The 15,125-nt window shown below is 39.0% G+C and carries 16 protein-coding genes; all 16 read left to right on the top strand.

Annotation, left to right across the window (positions count from 1 at the left end; all coding sequences use genetic code 11):
* The first annotated feature begins 2 nt into the window (after window positions 1–2).
* Window positions 3–479, top strand: coding sequence for a hypothetical protein (locus KO529_RS18245; protein WP_215949306.1), 477 nt, complete (start codon window positions 3–5; stop codon window positions 477–479).
* 36 nt (window positions 480–515) lie between these two features.
* Complete coding sequence (locus KO529_RS18250) at window positions 516–1,427, top strand: ABC transporter ATP-binding protein (RefSeq protein WP_215949307.1); 912 nt, start codon at window positions 516–518, stop codon at window positions 1,425–1,427.
* The gene (locus tag KO529_RS18255; protein ID WP_215949308.1) at window positions 1,428–2,162 is read left to right on the top strand and encodes an ABC transporter ATP-binding protein; all 735 of its coding nucleotides are present in this window, start codon (window positions 1,428–1,430) and stop codon (window positions 2,160–2,162) included.
* Between the two features lie 10 nt (window positions 2,163–2,172).
* Entirely contained in the window at window positions 2,173–3,279 is a 1,107-nt protein-coding gene (locus tag KO529_RS18260; RefSeq protein WP_111622703.1) for an ABC transporter permease, read from the top strand.
* Between the two features lie 227 nt (window positions 3,280–3,506).
* Window positions 3,507–4,628 carry an ABC transporter permease gene (locus tag KO529_RS18265; protein ID WP_215949378.1) on the top strand — a complete coding sequence of 374 codons (1,122 nt, stop codon included), beginning with the start codon at window positions 3,507–3,509 and terminating at the stop codon, window positions 4,626–4,628.
* On the top strand, window positions 4,628–5,371 hold the full coding sequence (locus tag KO529_RS18270; protein ID WP_215949309.1) for a TIGR00730 family Rossman fold protein: 744 nt from the start codon (window positions 4,628–4,630) through the stop codon (window positions 5,369–5,371). The genes KO529_RS18265 and KO529_RS18270 overlap by 1 nt, the downstream gene beginning before the upstream one ends.
* Window positions 5,372–6,271 carry a phospholipase A gene (locus KO529_RS18275; RefSeq protein ID WP_215949310.1) on the top strand — a complete coding sequence of 300 codons (900 nt, stop codon included), beginning with the start codon at window positions 5,372–5,374 and terminating at the stop codon, window positions 6,269–6,271.
* A 17-nt stretch (window positions 6,272–6,288) separates the two neighbouring features.
* Window positions 6,289–7,137 carry a restriction endonuclease gene (locus KO529_RS18280; RefSeq protein WP_215949311.1) on the top strand — a complete coding sequence of 283 codons (849 nt, stop codon included), beginning with the start codon at window positions 6,289–6,291 and terminating at the stop codon, window positions 7,135–7,137.
* Between the two features lie 3 nt (window positions 7,138–7,140).
* Entirely contained in the window at window positions 7,141–7,713 is a 573-nt protein-coding gene (locus tag KO529_RS18285) for a Pycsar system effector family protein (protein WP_215949312.1), read from the top strand.
* Window positions 7,714–7,883: 170 nt separating this feature from the next.
* Window positions 7,884–9,341, top strand: a complete 1,458-nt coding sequence (locus KO529_RS18290) for an NAD(P)/FAD-dependent oxidoreductase (RefSeq protein WP_215949313.1) — start codon at window positions 7,884–7,886, stop codon at window positions 9,339–9,341.
* Window positions 9,342–9,412: 71 nt separating this feature from the next.
* Window positions 9,413–9,550 carry a hypothetical protein gene (locus KO529_RS18295; RefSeq protein ID WP_215949314.1) on the top strand — a complete coding sequence of 46 codons (138 nt, stop codon included), beginning with the start codon at window positions 9,413–9,415 and terminating at the stop codon, window positions 9,548–9,550.
* A 231-nt stretch (window positions 9,551–9,781) separates the two neighbouring features.
* Window positions 9,782–10,411 carry a DUF2202 domain-containing protein gene (locus tag KO529_RS18300; RefSeq protein ID WP_215949315.1) on the top strand — a complete coding sequence of 210 codons (630 nt, stop codon included), beginning with the start codon at window positions 9,782–9,784 and terminating at the stop codon, window positions 10,409–10,411.
* Between the two features lie 267 nt (window positions 10,412–10,678).
* Window positions 10,679–11,353, top strand: a complete 675-nt coding sequence (locus KO529_RS18305; protein ID WP_215949316.1) for a DUF6799 domain-containing protein — start codon at window positions 10,679–10,681, stop codon at window positions 11,351–11,353.
* A 74-nt stretch (window positions 11,354–11,427) separates the two neighbouring features.
* The gene (locus tag KO529_RS18310; protein WP_247095185.1) at window positions 11,428–12,330 is read left to right on the top strand and encodes a hypothetical protein; all 903 of its coding nucleotides are present in this window, start codon (window positions 11,428–11,430) and stop codon (window positions 12,328–12,330) included.
* A gap of 93 nt (window positions 12,331–12,423) precedes the next feature.
* A complete protein-coding gene (locus KO529_RS18315; RefSeq protein WP_215949317.1) occupies window positions 12,424–13,728 on the top strand; it encodes a TolC family protein in 1,305 nt (434 codons plus the stop codon).
* A 73-nt stretch (window positions 13,729–13,801) separates the two neighbouring features.
* Window positions 13,802–14,881: an efflux RND transporter periplasmic adaptor subunit gene (locus KO529_RS18320; protein ID WP_215949318.1), complete on the top strand. Its 1,080-nt coding sequence runs from the start codon at window positions 13,802–13,804 to the stop codon at window positions 14,879–14,881.
* Window positions 14,882–15,125: the final 244 nt, after the last annotated feature.

Raw genomic sequence — 15,125 nt, forward strand, 5'->3', positions numbered from 1 at the left:
TCATGAAAACGAAGATTATCTTTTTAACGATCCTATCCTTAAGCTTTATAAACTGCAAACAAGCGGTAAAGGAGGATACCAAGTCCCCTGGTACCAATTTAACTAAAACAGCATCGGGAAGTGAACAACAATTAAATACCAATTGGGTAGAGGAAATGTCCCTAAACAATGGAACAAAATGGGAGGCTAATCTGGAAACTACCTCCGGGGTAGCAGATATGGCCAAACTCGTTGCGGAAACCAAAACCATTTCTGTGGAAGACTACAGAAATTTGGGAAATGGTTTAAACGGGGTTAAAAATAACATTGTTAAGGAATGCACCATGACCGGAGCATCGCACGATAATCTGCATGTATTTTTACATCCGTTGATTCAAAAGATTGAACTATTGCAAAAAACTGATGACACCGAAACGGGTGCAAAAATCAAGGAAAGTATAAATGGGCATTTAAAAAGCTATTACACCTATTTTGACTAATATATAACGGTTAATTCTTATTGAACGCTAAGGAAAATGAGCATCATTCTAAACAATATCAGCAAATCGTACAACAAAGTAAAAGCTTTGGATGATATTTCCTTTGAGGTAAAGCCAGGGGAACTGTTTGGTTTGATTGGTCCGGACGGAGCGGGAAAGACAACCCTTTTTCGAATCTTGACCACCTTATTGATTCAGGATGGGGGAAAGGCTTCAGTGGCGGGCTACGATGTCCAAAAACAGTACAAGGATATTAGAAATCATGTGGGCTATATGCCAGGTAGGTTTTCCTTATACCAAGACCTTACCGTTGAAGAGAATCTTAATTTTTTCGCTACTATTTTTGGAACTACTATAGAGGAGAATTATGATTTGATCAAGGATATTTATATCCAAATAGAACCTTTTAAAGCCCGTAGGGCTGGAAAATTATCGGGTGGGATGAAACAAAAACTGGCGCTCTGCTGCGCTTTGATCCATAAACCCAAGGTGTTGTTTTTAGATGAGCCTACTACAGGGGTAGATCCCGTTTCGCGTAAAGAGTTTTGGGAGATGTTAAAACGGTTACAGCAAAAGGACATTACTATTTTGGTCTCTACGCCGTATATGGACGAAGCCGAACTTTGTGATAGGATTGCCTTGATTACCAACGGAAAAATACTGCAGATCAACACACCCGAAGCAATTATTGCTTCGTTCCCAAAGAAAATTTATAAGGTACGTAGTTCCAACACCTATCAATTAATCGAAGACTTAAGGATTTACCCGGATACCCATAGCGCCTATCCCTTTGGAGAATACCTACATTTTACCCCTAAGTCCGAAGTTTTTAGGTCAATGGATCTAACCAAGTATTTGGAGGAAAGACATCATAAGGAGATTGAGGTTAAAGAGACCGTAGCAACTATTGAGGATACCTTTATGGATCTATCAAAAGCACATGAATAGATGACAAAAGATAATATGATACAGGTTCAGAATTTGACCAAAATGTTCGGGGATTTCACCGCAGTCAATAACATCTCTTTTGAGGTGGGAAAAGGAGAGGTTTTTGGATTTTTGGGAGCCAATGGTGCTGGAAAGACAACGGCTATGAAAATGTTGATCGGTATTTCCAAACCTACACATGGTGCCGCCACCGTGGCCGGATATAACGTGCTAACAGAGGCCGAACAGGTAAAAAGGAATATTGGGTACATGAGCCAACGCTTCTCCCTGTACAATGATTTGACCATTAAGGAAAATATTGTCTTTTTTGGGGGGATATATGGCTTGTCATCTGCGGACATCAAAGAAAAATCCCAGGCCATGATCAATGAATTGGGATTGCATGATATGGCCGATTCCCTGGTAGGTTCCCTCCCCTTGGGTTGGAAACAAAAAGTAGCCTTTTCAGTTGCCCTGCTCCACAATCCAAAAATTGTTTTTTTGGATGAACCCACGGGAGGAGTCGACCCCATAACCAGGCGCCAATTTTGGGAAATGATCTATATGGAAGCCAATAGAGGGGTTACCATTTTTGTAACTACCCATTATATGGACGAGGCCGAATATTGTGATCGGGTATCCATCATGGTAGCCGGAAAGATAGAGGCTTTGGACACGCCAAAGAATCTCAAAGGTCAGTTTCAAGTAGATTCTATGAACCAGGTATTTCTGAAATTGGCGAGGAATATAGAATAATTAGGGAGAAATGAACAGATTTATAGGATTCATCAAAAAGGAATTTTACCATATTTTAAGGGATAGGCGTTCCCTGTTTATCTTGTTCGGCATGCCCATAGTGCAGGTGATGCTTTTTGGTTTTGCCATTACCAACGAGATCAATAATGTGGATATCGCCATTTTGGATCATTCCAAAGATGTTAATACCAAAGAGATCATAAATAAAATAGCGACTTCGAAATATTTCAGTATCAAAGGGTTTATAAGCCATGAAGATGAGATCGAATCCACTTTTAAAAAAGGGAAGATAAAAGCGGTACTCAATTTTGAAAAGGATTTTGGGAAAAACTTGGTCACCCAAAAAAAAGCTACCGTTCAAATTCTTACCGATGCTACGGACCCCAATACAGCGAATACCATTAGCAATTATGTAGGGTCTATTTTACAGAATTACCAACAGGAATTAAATAAAGGTTTAAACATGCCTTACCAAATAGTGCCAAAAACAAGAATGGTGTTTAATCCGGAACTAAAAAGTGTATATATGTTTGTGCCTGGGGTTATGACCATAATCTTAATGTTGGTATCGGCCATGATGACCTCAATATCCATTACCAAGGAGAAAGAATTGGGAACTATGGAGATTTTGTTGGTGTCTCCCTTAAACCCAATTCAAGTTATTGTGGGCAAGGTAGTTCCCTATATTTTGCTTTCCATCATAAACGCTGCAGTTATTATTCTTTTGAGCATTTTTGTTTTTAAAATGCCAGTGCAGGGCAGTCTGTTTTTATTGGGGGCGGAGAGTACCTTATTTATAGTAAATGCCCTGTCGCTCGGGATTTTGATTTCCACAATATCCTCCACACAACAAACGGCAATGATGATTTCTTTAATGGGGCTCATGCTGCCGGTTATATTACTGTCGGGATTTATTTTTCCCATCTCCAGTATGCCTTTGCCCTTGCAATTGATCAGTAATATAATTCCTGCCAAATGGTTTATAATGATTTTAAAAGGAATTATGCTTAAAGGAGTTGGATTGGCCTACGTGTGGAAAGAAACCTTAATATTGATTGGGATGACCATATTTTTTATTGCCTTGAGCGTAAAAAAATATAAAATAAGATTGGAGTGAAAGAAATTTGGCAAGTAGTCAAAGCCTTAAAAATAAATTTAAAGCCCTTGATTACCAATTAATTAAAATTAACGTTTCTGTCTCCTCGAGCGCAGTCGAGAGGTTTTAGACGAATAGATTTTTAAAGTGAGGTCTCGACTGCGCCCGCCTGAATGGAACGGGCAGGCTCAACCGGACAACATAGCTTGGACAACTCACTTTTTTAAATGCGTATTACAAAAAAGAATATGAACATCATCCGCTATATCATCCAAAAGGAATTTAAACAGATCTTTAGAAATAAGGCGATGCTCCCTATTATTTTTGTTTTGCCATTGATCCAACTTATCATCCTATCCAATGCGGCAACTTTTGAAGTGAAAAATATAAAGTTTGCCTTTGTTGATAATGATAAAACTTCCCTTTCACGGGAACTAGTGGAAAAATTTGAAGCTTCCTCTTATTTTAATGTGATGACCGACTTTCCATCGGAAAAACTGGCGAGTAAGGCAATGTTGGAAGGGAAAGTGGATGTGATTTTAGAGATTCCGTCTTATTTTGAAAGGCAATTACTTAAAAATAAAAAAGCGGATCTGTCGGTTATAATCAATGCCATAGATGGTGCCGCTGCCGGAGTAGAAAATGTATATATCAATCAAATTGTACAACAGTTCACTAAAAAGGCACAAGTGGAATTATTCCTGTTTAACAATTTGGGAAACCAGCCGCAGAATATTGAAACCATTCCTTCCTTTTGGTATAATGAAACCTTAAATTATAAAACTTTTATGGTGCCCGGAATATTGGTTCTATTGGTAACAATGATTACCCTATTCCTTTCAGGTATGAACATTGTTCGGGAGAAGGAAATAGGTACTTTGGAGCAAATTAATGTTACCCCAATAAAAAAATACCAGTTTATTATTGGAAAATTATTTCCTTTTTTGGTTTTGGGCATGGTATTGTTGACCGTGGGTTTGATCATCTCTAAACTGTTGTTTCAGATTCCAATTGTTGGAAGCCTAACCTTAATGTATATCTATACCATTATTTACATTTTGGTGATTTTGGGGATGGGCCTCTTTATTTCCAATTTTACCGATACTCAGCAACAGGCCATGTTTATAGCCTGGTTTTTTATGGTCATTTTTATTTTAATGAGCGGTTTGTTCACGCCCATCGAAAGTATGCCGCAATGGGCGCAGTTGTTAACTGAATTCAATCCTATTAAATATTATGTGGAGGTAATGAGAATGGTGATGCTAAAAGGGGCCGGCCTGTCCGATATTTATCCACAAGTATTAAAGACATTCTTATTTGCCATTGCCATGAATGCTTTGGCAGTAATCAGTTATAAAAAAACAAGTTAATGGAAAACAACCACAACCACAACCGATTACAGCCGGAAGAATCCCGTTTTCTATCCGGACCGCTCTCCAGGTTTAAAGAACTGCTTTTCACCTTTAGGGTACAATATAGTTTTATCAGGGCATTTAGGAAAATGCACTTTATAGGTCCCTGCGTAACGGTTTTTGGATCCGCCAGATTTGACAATACCAATCCTTTTTACAAAAAGGCAGAACAGGTTGGAGCTGCATTGGCCAATATGGGATTTACGGTAATGACGGGTGGCGGACCGGGAATTATGGAAGCTGCAAATAAAGGGGCTTATGAGGCGGGAGGTTATTCTGTAGGCTGTAATATAATACTGCCCTTTGAACAAAAACCTAATCCCTATCTGCACAAATGGATCAACATTAGGTATTTTTTTGTACGGAAGTTCCTGTTGATAAAGTACTCCTATGCCTTTGTGGTTATGCCTGGGGGAATGGGTACCTTGGATGAACTCTTCGAATCCATAACCCTGATACAGACCAAGATGATTCAAAATTTCCCCGTGGTCATTTTCGGATCCGAATACCATAAAGAGCTCTGTGAACACATAAGTATTATGGCGGAGAATGAAAGTATAAGTCCTAAAGACATGGAGTTGTTGTTCGTAACCGACTCGGTGGAGGAGATGGCAGAACACATAAAAACCCATGCTATTGAAAGGTTTAAATTAGTTCAAAAACCACAAAGACCTAATTGGTGGTTTGGGGAAAAAGAATAAATGAACAAGTTTGGCTGCATATCGATATTGTTGAACCTCCTTATATGGCAAGCTCCAGCCCAAGGGGTAACGGACAGTTTGCCCCAATTTAATCTTGCCAAAATAGCCCAAGTGAACCAAGGTGATAGTTTTATTACTTTTCCCACGGATATTGGTAATTTGGAACCCTTGATGTTCGAGGCAAACGTTAACCCCAGTTTTGTGGTCCGAAAGCGACAGGATTCCAGATTAATGGCCGTACTTACCGCTCAAATTACGATCCGAATGTATAACGAGGAATCTTATCCGGTGAAGACACCTAGCTACATTCCCCAGATTTCCGCCTATTATGCGGTTAGTGCAAAGAATTCAGCAGAACAGTCTACCCTCTTTGTAAAATTGGGCCACCATTCCAACGGACAGGATGAAAGTTTTTATGATGCCGACGGAAATATCAATCTACAAACCGGAAACTTTGCTACCAATTTTTTTGAAATGGGCTGGTTAAAAACGGCCTACAGCAGTAATTTGAAGGCACAGAAGATATTTAAAACCTCATTGGAAGTGCATCCCAGAAGTTGGATGCTCCAAGAACTTCATGGACAGTATAGTGGATTGCGCTGGCACAATGCTTTTTTGGCCTATAAACTTCCCGTGAAAATGGGTCCAAGGGGGTCTATAAAGGCCAATTTTTCGCTAAAGGCAGAAACCACATGGAGCCTGGACAGCCTATACGATTGGGACACCTTTAACATAAAACGCCTTAATGCGAGCATTACGTTTTACTACCATCCAAAGTTTTTGGAGGATATCGGGTTCTTTGTACGCTATTACCATGGTATGGATTATTACAACATCTATTTTCAACATCGGTTGGATGTAATCCGTTTCGGTATAATGACAGAATTGCTGCGGTTTTAAACTTAAACGAAAAAGACATGGACAAGAAGCAGATTACGATCAAAAAAAGTTCGGGGGACCTAGAACCGTTTTCTTCAAGAAAACTGAAAGATTCTTTAAGAAACTGTGAGGTATCCAATAATGAAATCGATTCCATTATCTCGCAGGTAACCCCGCAATTATATGACGGCATATCATCCGAAGAGGTCCATAATAAAGTATTTCCCATATTAAAAAAATATCACGAGATTTCTGCTTCCAAATACAGTTTAAAAAGAGGCATTTTCGAACTGGGACCTACAGGATTTCCCTTTGAACGTTTAATAGCTGCGCTTTTGGTGGAAAAGGGATATCAGACTAAGGTCAGCGTTGTCCTGAACGGGAAATGTGTAACCCATGAAATAGATGTTTTGGCCGAGAAGGACGGGAATACCTATGCCATAGAATGCAAGTTCCATTCCGATCCAAGGGGCGTTAGCAATGTAAAGGTGCCTTTATACATCAATTCAAGATTTTTGGACGTGCAACAACAATGGAATTCAGACACTTTGAAAACGACCCATTTAAAGCAAGGCTGGTTGGTTACTAATACCCGATTTACGATAGATGCCATAAACTACGGTAAATGCATAGGGCTGACCTTATTGAGTTGGGATTACCCTAAAAACAACGGAATGAAAGCCAATATAGATGCTTACGGACTATATCCAATCACCGTACTTACTACTTTGACCAAAAAAGAAAAGAATCAGTTGATCGCAAAAAATATTATTTTGGTGAAAGAACTTGTTAAGGAACCCTATCATTTAAAGAAGATGGAACTAAGCCCAGGAAAAATCAATAAAATACTTTTAGAAGCGGGTCAATTATGCCGTACAAAATTATAGGTTATGGAAAAGGAAACAAACAGTTTGGACAAGGTAGATCTACGAAAAGGGAAACGCCATAAATATGATGCCCGTGGCGTACAAACACTTTTTAAAACGCTTTCTAGAAACCATTACAATCTGCTAAAAATGGTGGATAACAAGGCTCGGATCGTTTTGACCGTGAATTCCATAATAACATCCCTGTTATTGGGAATCCGGTTCATCAATACAGGAACCGGTGAGTTAAATATAAATACAGGTACCAAAATATTGGTGATCAGTAGTATGTTGTCTATGATATTCGCTTTGTTGTGTATGTTGCCCCATCGGTATTTTGGCAAAAAATATAGAAAAAGTGGTTACAAGGGCACCTTGTACGCCGAGAATTTTTCATCCCTATCCTTAAACGAGTTTAAACAGGAATTTGAACGAATCATGGTAAGTGGCCAGAACGTTTATGATGAAATGATCATTGATCTTTATTTTTTAGGCAAAATTATTTCTATGAAACAAAAACTTGTGACCATATCCGTGGGCATGTTTTTATTGGGCTTAATTGCAACCATTATTTACACGCTGACCACAGCGATTTGATAATCTTCCTTTTCCAATTAAATTCCCTATTCCCTCTGTAACAATTGTTGCTGTGAAAGTGATTTTAAAGTCTCAAATTTATAATCACAAGAATATTTAATATGCTGATAATAATCATGTTAAGTGTTCGGGTAACTCGCTAAATTTATCTTTAAATAAATCCAATCGCAATGTCAAAAATAGTCATTCTCGGTGCTGGAATCTCTGGTCATGTGGCCGCAGCGCACCTCCGTAGAAAACTCCCCAAAGAACACGAAGTTTTAGTGATCTCTCCCAATAGCAATTACCAATGGATCCCTTCCAATATTTGGATAGGAATTGGAAGAATGGAACCAAAGGATATTATCTTTCCGCTTGCTCCACTTTATAAAAAAAAGAATATAGGCTATAAACAGGCAAAGGTAGTCACCTTTCATCCCGAAGGGGATACCGAAGTGGAAAAACCGTTTGTTATGGTGGAATATGTTACGGAAGACCAAAAAGGGAAACAGGAAAAAGTTACCTACGATTATCTTATCAATGCAACAGGACCCAAACTGGCCTTTGATATGACCGAGGGTCTGGTCCCAGGCACCAACAAGGCCTATTCTGTTTGCACCTACCATCACGCCAACCAAGCTTGGAAGGCTCTTGACGATTTAATACAACAGATGAAGCAGGGTAAAAAAGCCAAAATATTGATTGGTACCGGCCATGCCAAGTCTACTTGCCAAGGTGCTGCTTTTGAGTATATTTTAAATGTAGAGCAGGAATTAAGGCGACATAAGGTCCGGGATATGGCAGAATTGGTCTGGATTGCCAATGAGCCACAATTGGGAGACTTTGGAATGGATGGGATGCTTTTGAGCTATGGCAACAATATTATGAAGTCTAGCGAAATGGTAGAAATGGTTTTTGATGATCGCGGCATAAAATGGATCATTGGTGCCGGTGTTAATAAAATTGAAGACGGGGTGGCACATTATGAAACCTTGGATGGCGAATACCATAAGGAAACTTACGATTTTGCCATGCTTATCCCTGCTTTTTCGGGCCATGGCTTTAAAGCCTTTGATAAAAACAACCAGGATATTACGGAAAAATTGTTCAAAGGCTTTATGATTGTCGATGCCGATTACAGCCCTAAGCCTTATGAGGAATGGTCTGTTCAGGATTGGCCAGAGACCTATCAGAATCCTTCATACGCCAATATTTTTGCTCCAGGAATTGCCTTTGCACCCCCACATGCCATTTCAAAACCCAGGGTGAGTAAAAACGGAACAGCTATTTCCCCATCACCACCTAGGACCGGGATGCCATCTGGCATAACCGCAAAGTTGGTGGCCGACAATATTATAGATACCATAAAGAACGGCAAATCCTCTCTAAATCACCGTGGATCCATGGGCAACATGGGTGCCGCATGTATAGCCTCTGCTGGTTATGGCATGACCAAGGGAAGCGGTATTAGCATAACCACTTTCCCAATAGTTCCCGACTACAATAAGTACCCCGATACCCAAGGACGACAATTGGGGAAAACCTTTGGGGAAATTGGTTTGGCGGGTCATTGGCTTAAATTGGCCTTGCACTATGCCTTTCTCTATAAAGCCAAAATGAAGCCTTTTTGGTGGTTGATTCCGGAATAATGGCTGTTCCCAATAACGATAGGGACGCCATATGGCAATTACAAATACCCATTAATCCAAAAATTAAGAATATGACACGTAGAATATCAAAATCCAAACGCTTCTATATGATGAACCCTATTGTTCAATTTTTTAAATTCATTTGGTTGAGCATAAAAATAATGTTGATCGTAGCAGGTGGTCATGGAGGTACTAGAAAGGCGAGTTGAATTATCCAAGACAATAAAGTGTTTTCCACAGAACCGTGAAAAGCAATCTGATCAGGGCAAAGGATTATTGTCACCTTGCAATTTATCTTTTCCCTAGTAGAAATTTAGAACACCCTCCAAAATAAATTTAGACTTCCTTTATGTTTCAAATTCCATGGCCTGTGTAACTTAAGTGGCTGTGCATCTGTTTAATATGTTGGATATTGCTTATGTAACGTAAATCTATTAGCAATGAAACTTTTTAAACAAATAAGAACCAATTTATTCATTTTTGGCTTACCGTTCCTTTTGGCACTGTTCTCCTGTAATAATGATGATTCATCCGTTGCGGATGTGGATAATACAAACCTCACTAATGAAGACAGTGCTGCATTACTGTTTATGTTGGAAGAGGAAAAGCTTGCAAGGGATACCTATACCTATTTGGAGGATTTATGGGAAATAAATCAATTTTCAAATATTAAGAAAAGTGAACAAAGTCATATGAATGCCGTTATTGGTCTTTTGGACCAGTATAATATTTCCTATACTCTTTTATCCTATGGGGAGTTTAATAACCCGGACATTCAAAAACTTTATGATCAGTTTATTGATTACGGTAGTGAAAATGAAGCAAATGCCTTGGAGGTCGGTGCCAATATCGAAGATTTGGATATTGTGGATTTGGCCAATTATATAGACGCCACGACCAATAGTGCCATCACAAATGTATTTGAAAGCCTACAATGTGGTAGCCGCAACCACCTGAGGAGCTTTGTCAGTGCCATTGAACTTTCGGGGAATACTTATGAGCCCCAGTATTTAACCCAAGAAGACTATACCCTAATAATCAATGATAGTCGGGAACAGTGTGGTCCGTAAAGGATTATATTAAACAGACTTCCAAAAAAAGAACTGAATTATTTGGCCGACCCAATTTTGAGCACAGTTCATATATATATTATGCATGTTGGCTGTCTTATAATATTACTGGACCATAACAACTGTAGTTAGATCTTCTTATGTAACAATTGTTACACATCACAGGTTGTAACTTATTGATATAAAATACATTAACTGACTTAAATCATTTTCAGTCCCTGGAATAGAAGGTACATTTAACCATATTAATTTATAAAAACACAAATCATGAAAAGAATAATTTTTACAATGGTATTTATTGCATTTGGATCAATAATGCTTAATGCACAGGATCAAGATCAATTGCGGGATAGGGATCAAGATCGATTAATGCTGGTAGATGGTGACGTGCTACAAATTAGAGATCGCGACCAAATAAGGTTACAAGATCCCATAACATTAAATGATGGAACGGTAGTAAATCCTGATGGTTCTTATGTAACAAGGGATCGGGATCGTCTGCGTTTAAAGGATGGCGAATGTTTGGACAATGATGGTATTAAATACCGCAATGAGTACCAATACAGATACAAAGTAAAACAGGAGAACAAAGGTCTTAGTGAGGCTCAAATGCAGGAACGTAACCAAAATAGGTTTCAGATAATGCAAATAGGTGGGGAAGTATATCAAATTAGAAATCAAGAACAAAAACGTCTTCAGCAGCAATTAAATCTCGGCGACGGAATATCAGTTAATCCTGATGGAACCTACCAAAGCCAAGACCGTAAACAGCTTCGATTGCAAGATGGGGAATGTTTAAATATGGATGGTACCATGTTTAAGAATTCTTATTTACATCGTAAAATGATGGTTCAAAAAAATATGAAAGTCAACAAAAATATGAATATGAAAAGCGGAGTTAAGAAACCAATGACCCAGAAAAAGAATAAAGGCAATAATTAAGGAATAAGAATGGGAGGTAGGAATTTTATAATTCCTACCTCCCATTTCTACTAAAGAACTTAAACTTATATCTAATGAAATTCCGGCTAATTATATATACATTAATATTCTTTGCTCTTCCTACCTGGATGATATCCCAAAACAATAAGAAATCTATCCAAGAAAAATCCAATGACAATGAATCTTACGTTCTAACCGATGTTAGCTACCTAAATGATGCTGTATTTATGGGAAGGCGGGATTCAATTGCAGCCCCATATATTTTTCCATCCATTGGCTATTACGATAGGACAGGGTTTTTTGCGGATGCCTCGGTATCATATTTGACCGCGTCCAACGAAAATAGGGTGGATCTTTTTTTAATTAGTTCAGGGTTTATATTCAACTCATCAAAGATTAGTGGAGGAATATCAGGAACCGCTTATTTTTTTAATGAGGACAGTTACAATGTTAGGTCCGAAATTATTGGCGATATTACCGGTATTTTAAGTTATGACCTAAAGTTTTTGGAAATTGCACTTTCAGCAAGTACATATTTCAATAAAGAAAGTTCAGTGGATATTTTTACTGGACTAAAATTAGATCGAACTTTTTATACCCTCGGGAACAAGCTATTGCTGAATCCGGGTATTTCCCTTTATGCCGGATCACAATATTTCTATCAGGAATATTACAGCAGTAGTCGTTTAGGCAACAGAAAGGGAAAAGGAAAAGGAACCATAGTTACAGAACCATCTACTTCCACCGTGGTAGAAATAAAGGAAGCATCAGAGTTTAATCTCTTAAACCTGGAGTTAAGTCTTCCCGTGCAGTTTTATCACAAGCAATTTATTTTTTCATTTACCCCTTCTTTATCTTTTCCCCAAAGCAATGCCACTATTAGCACCGAGGATATTATAATAAAGGAAGATCTAAAAAATACATTCTATTGGACCATTGGCATTAGCTATTGGTTTTATACCAAAAAAGGAAACTAAAATTGGTTATCCCAATTGTATCAATCCCTTGGTAACATTGGTTACTGTGCAATCCTTTTTCTCCCCCTAATTTTGTCCTAAATAAATTGAAACATGAAGAATATCATATACATACTATCATTTTTGGGAACTATGTTCTTTGTTCAGGCACAGGAAAGAGTGTTGATCAGCAAGGAGGAAGTGTTGACCAAAGTGAGGGAAAACAACAATACCCTAAAAATATCCCAACAGGATGTGTTGGCCGCCAAAGGAGATTTTAATCAGTCCAATGCGGTGATATTGCCCAATATAAGCGTTTCCCATACCGCTATGGCCACCACCAACCCTTTGATGGCATTTGGTTCCAAATTGAACCAGGAAATTTTGACTCAGGCTGATTTTGACCCCCTTTTATTAAACAATCCCAGTCAGATCGAGGATTATGCCACGCGTATTGTAGTACAGCAACCTTTGGTAAATATGGATGGAATTTTTCAACGGAAGGCTGCAAAAGCCAAATTAAATGCTGTGGAGTTAAAAGCCGATAGGACAAATGATTATATGGACTTGGAGGTAGAAAAGGCATATATGCAGTTACAATTGGCATACAAGTCCGTAAAGGTTTTGGAGGAGGCGAAAAAGGCAGCTTTGGAAAATAAACGTTTGGCGGATAATAGTTTTAAGCAGGGATATCTTCAAAAATCGGATGTCTTGGCCGTAGAGGTTAGGCTAACCGAAATAGACAATCAGTTGCAGTACGCTAAGAGCAATATCCATAATGTCTCCAATTACCTATCGGTTTTGATGAACGATGACAGTTATATCCTTTTACAACCATCGGATTCCTTGACCCTTGTGGTCAGTGATATTAATATGGAAGGATTGCCAGAGAATAGAAAGGATCTACAAGCCATGTCCTTGTCCAGTGAGGCATACCAACAAATGTACAGGGCAGATAAAATGAGTTTCCTTCCTAGCTTAAATGCGTTTGGGACCTATGAATTGCACGATGATCAAGTTTTTCAGGGAAATGCCAATGGATACCTGATCGGGGCAGAATTAAAATGGAACATTTTTGAAGGCAGCAAACGTTTTGGAAAGGTCCAAAAAAGTAGGGCCGAATTTGAAAAATCCAAACTGGAACTGCATCAATATAAAGCAGAGAGTCAGGTAGAATTGAATAGGGCCATGCGTTTGCTTCAAGATGCCAAAAACAATTTGGAGCTTACATCCTTGGCATTGCAACAGTCGGAAGAATCCCTCCGCATACGTACAAATAGGTTTAAACAAGGCTTGGAGAAAACAACCGACCTATTAAATACCGAAACCCAATTTTCCCAGAAGAAATTGGAATATTACACCACTATTTTCAATTATAATTACGCCTTGGCCTATGTTAAGTTTTTAACCAAGGAATAATAGCATATAGTTAATCAATATAAGAAACCATAAAAAGGAATATTTACATCCAGCACTAAAATTAAAAGAAAACATGCAAACAAAATTATACATAGCAGCACTCATCACCCTAGTCATAACTATTTCCAGTTGTGGGAGCGATGATAAAAAAATTGTGGCGGACAATTCTCCTGCCGTGGCCGTTGAAGTGAGCACGGTTTCCGAAGAGAACGGCAATCCGTTCCTTTCCGCTAGCGGAAAGATTGAGGCGGTGAACAGTGCCAACATCAGTACCCGAATGATGGGATATGTTGATAAAATTTACGTGCAGGTCGGGGATAAAGTTAGTAAGGGACAGCAATTGATAAGTATTAACAATGCAGATATATCCGCCAAATTGGCCCAGGTAAATGCCGGTATTACCGAAGCAACGGCTGCTTTTACCAATGCAGAAAAGGATTATAAAAGGTATACGGCCTTGTTTAACGAGAACAGTGCCTCCCAAAAGGAACTGGACGATATTACGGCCAACTACAACATGGCCAAGGCCAGATTGGAAGGGGCCAAACAAATGAAGAACGAGGTTAACGCACAGTTTTCCTATAGCAATATACGTGCTCCTTTTAACGGAGTGGTCACCAACAAATTTATAAAGGTTGGGGATATGGCAAATCCAGGGATGCCCTTAATGGAGGTAGAAAGTCCGGGCAATTTTCAGGTATTGGCCATGGTACCGGAATCGGAAATTCTACAGATCAAGTCGGGTTCGGAAGTGGAAGTTTTGATCAAGACCCTGAACGAATCCTTTAAGGGAACGGTGGATGAAGTGAGTACATCTGCCAAAAATACTGGAGGACAATATATGGTTAAGGTAATATTGGACGAATCAAAGTCCAATCTACTTTCTGGAATGTACGCCACTGTGCAATTCCCAACTGCTAAAAAAGCAAATACCAATAGAGTGCTTATTCCTATAGAGGCGGTAGTGCACAACGGTCAATTATCCGGGGTGTATACGGTTAGTGAGAGCAATACGGCACTTTTACGCTGGTTGCGGTTGGGCAGGACTTATGGCGATAGTGTAGAGGTATTGTCAGGACTTTCCGCCGAGGAACAATATATAATTTCGGCCGAGGGGAAATTGTTCAATGGGGCCAAAATAAGTATCCAATAACTGAAGATTAAAAAAACGGATTTGCGTTAGGGATTGCAGTAGTTACCCCAGGTCTTTTTAGCGTATTTAGGCTAAAAAGGAGCTGGAGTAAAATCCGAAAGCCCGACCTGAGCATTCCTGCATGATCTTCCTGCAAGGTCCGCACTCCTGCAAGGTTTTTAAAACCTTGTAGGTATAAGAAAAGACCTTGCCGATATGATTGTCATGCGAAGGAAACGCCCAAATACAAAAACAATAAGAAAAA

Origin of the sequence: Arenibacter algicola (assembly GCF_018860365.1) — a bacterium.
Taxonomy (GTDB): Bacteria; Bacteroidota; Bacteroidia; order Flavobacteriales; family Flavobacteriaceae; genus Arenibacter; species Arenibacter algicola_B.

What these genes read in the sequence shown, in the direction of transcription:
- KO529_RS18255 (WP_215949308.1), top strand. Translation starts at nt 1,428, where the DNA reads ATGACAAAAGATAATATGATACAGGTTCAGAATTTGACCAAAATGTTC.
- KO529_RS18270 (WP_215949309.1), top strand. Translation starts at nt 4,628, where the DNA reads ATGGAAAACAACCACAACCACAACCGATTACAGCCGGAAGAATCCCGT.
- KO529_RS18310 (WP_247095185.1), top strand. Translation starts at nt 11,428, where the DNA reads ATGAAATTCCGGCTAATTATATATACATTAATATTCTTTGCTCTTCCT.
- KO529_RS18295 (WP_215949314.1), top strand. Translation starts at nt 9,413, where the DNA reads ATGACACGTAGAATATCAAAATCCAAACGCTTCTATATGATGAACCCT.
- KO529_RS18265 (WP_215949378.1), top strand. Translation starts at nt 3,507, where the DNA reads ATGAACATCATCCGCTATATCATCCAAAAGGAATTTAAACAGATCTTT.
- KO529_RS18290 (WP_215949313.1), top strand. Translation starts at nt 7,884, where the DNA reads ATGTCAAAAATAGTCATTCTCGGTGCTGGAATCTCTGGTCATGTGGCC.
- KO529_RS18300 (WP_215949315.1), top strand. Translation starts at nt 9,782, where the DNA reads ATGAAACTTTTTAAACAAATAAGAACCAATTTATTCATTTTTGGCTTA.
- KO529_RS18315 (WP_215949317.1), top strand. Translation starts at nt 12,424, where the DNA reads ATGAAGAATATCATATACATACTATCATTTTTGGGAACTATGTTCTTT.
- KO529_RS18250 (WP_215949307.1), top strand. Translation starts at nt 516, where the DNA reads ATGAGCATCATTCTAAACAATATCAGCAAATCGTACAACAAAGTAAAA.
- KO529_RS18285 (WP_215949312.1), top strand. Translation starts at nt 7,141, where the DNA reads ATGGAAAAGGAAACAAACAGTTTGGACAAGGTAGATCTACGAAAAGGG.
- KO529_RS18320 (WP_215949318.1), top strand. Translation starts at nt 13,802, where the DNA reads ATGCAAACAAAATTATACATAGCAGCACTCATCACCCTAGTCATAACT.
- KO529_RS18305 (WP_215949316.1), top strand. Translation starts at nt 10,679, where the DNA reads ATGAAAAGAATAATTTTTACAATGGTATTTATTGCATTTGGATCAATA.
- KO529_RS18260 (WP_111622703.1), top strand. Translation starts at nt 2,173, where the DNA reads ATGAACAGATTTATAGGATTCATCAAAAAGGAATTTTACCATATTTTA.
- KO529_RS18280 (WP_215949311.1), top strand. Translation starts at nt 6,289, where the DNA reads ATGGACAAGAAGCAGATTACGATCAAAAAAAGTTCGGGGGACCTAGAA.
- KO529_RS18245 (WP_215949306.1), top strand. Translation starts at nt 3, where the DNA reads ATGAAAACGAAGATTATCTTTTTAACGATCCTATCCTTAAGCTTTATA.
- KO529_RS18275 (WP_215949310.1), top strand. Translation starts at nt 5,372, where the DNA reads ATGAACAAGTTTGGCTGCATATCGATATTGTTGAACCTCCTTATATGG.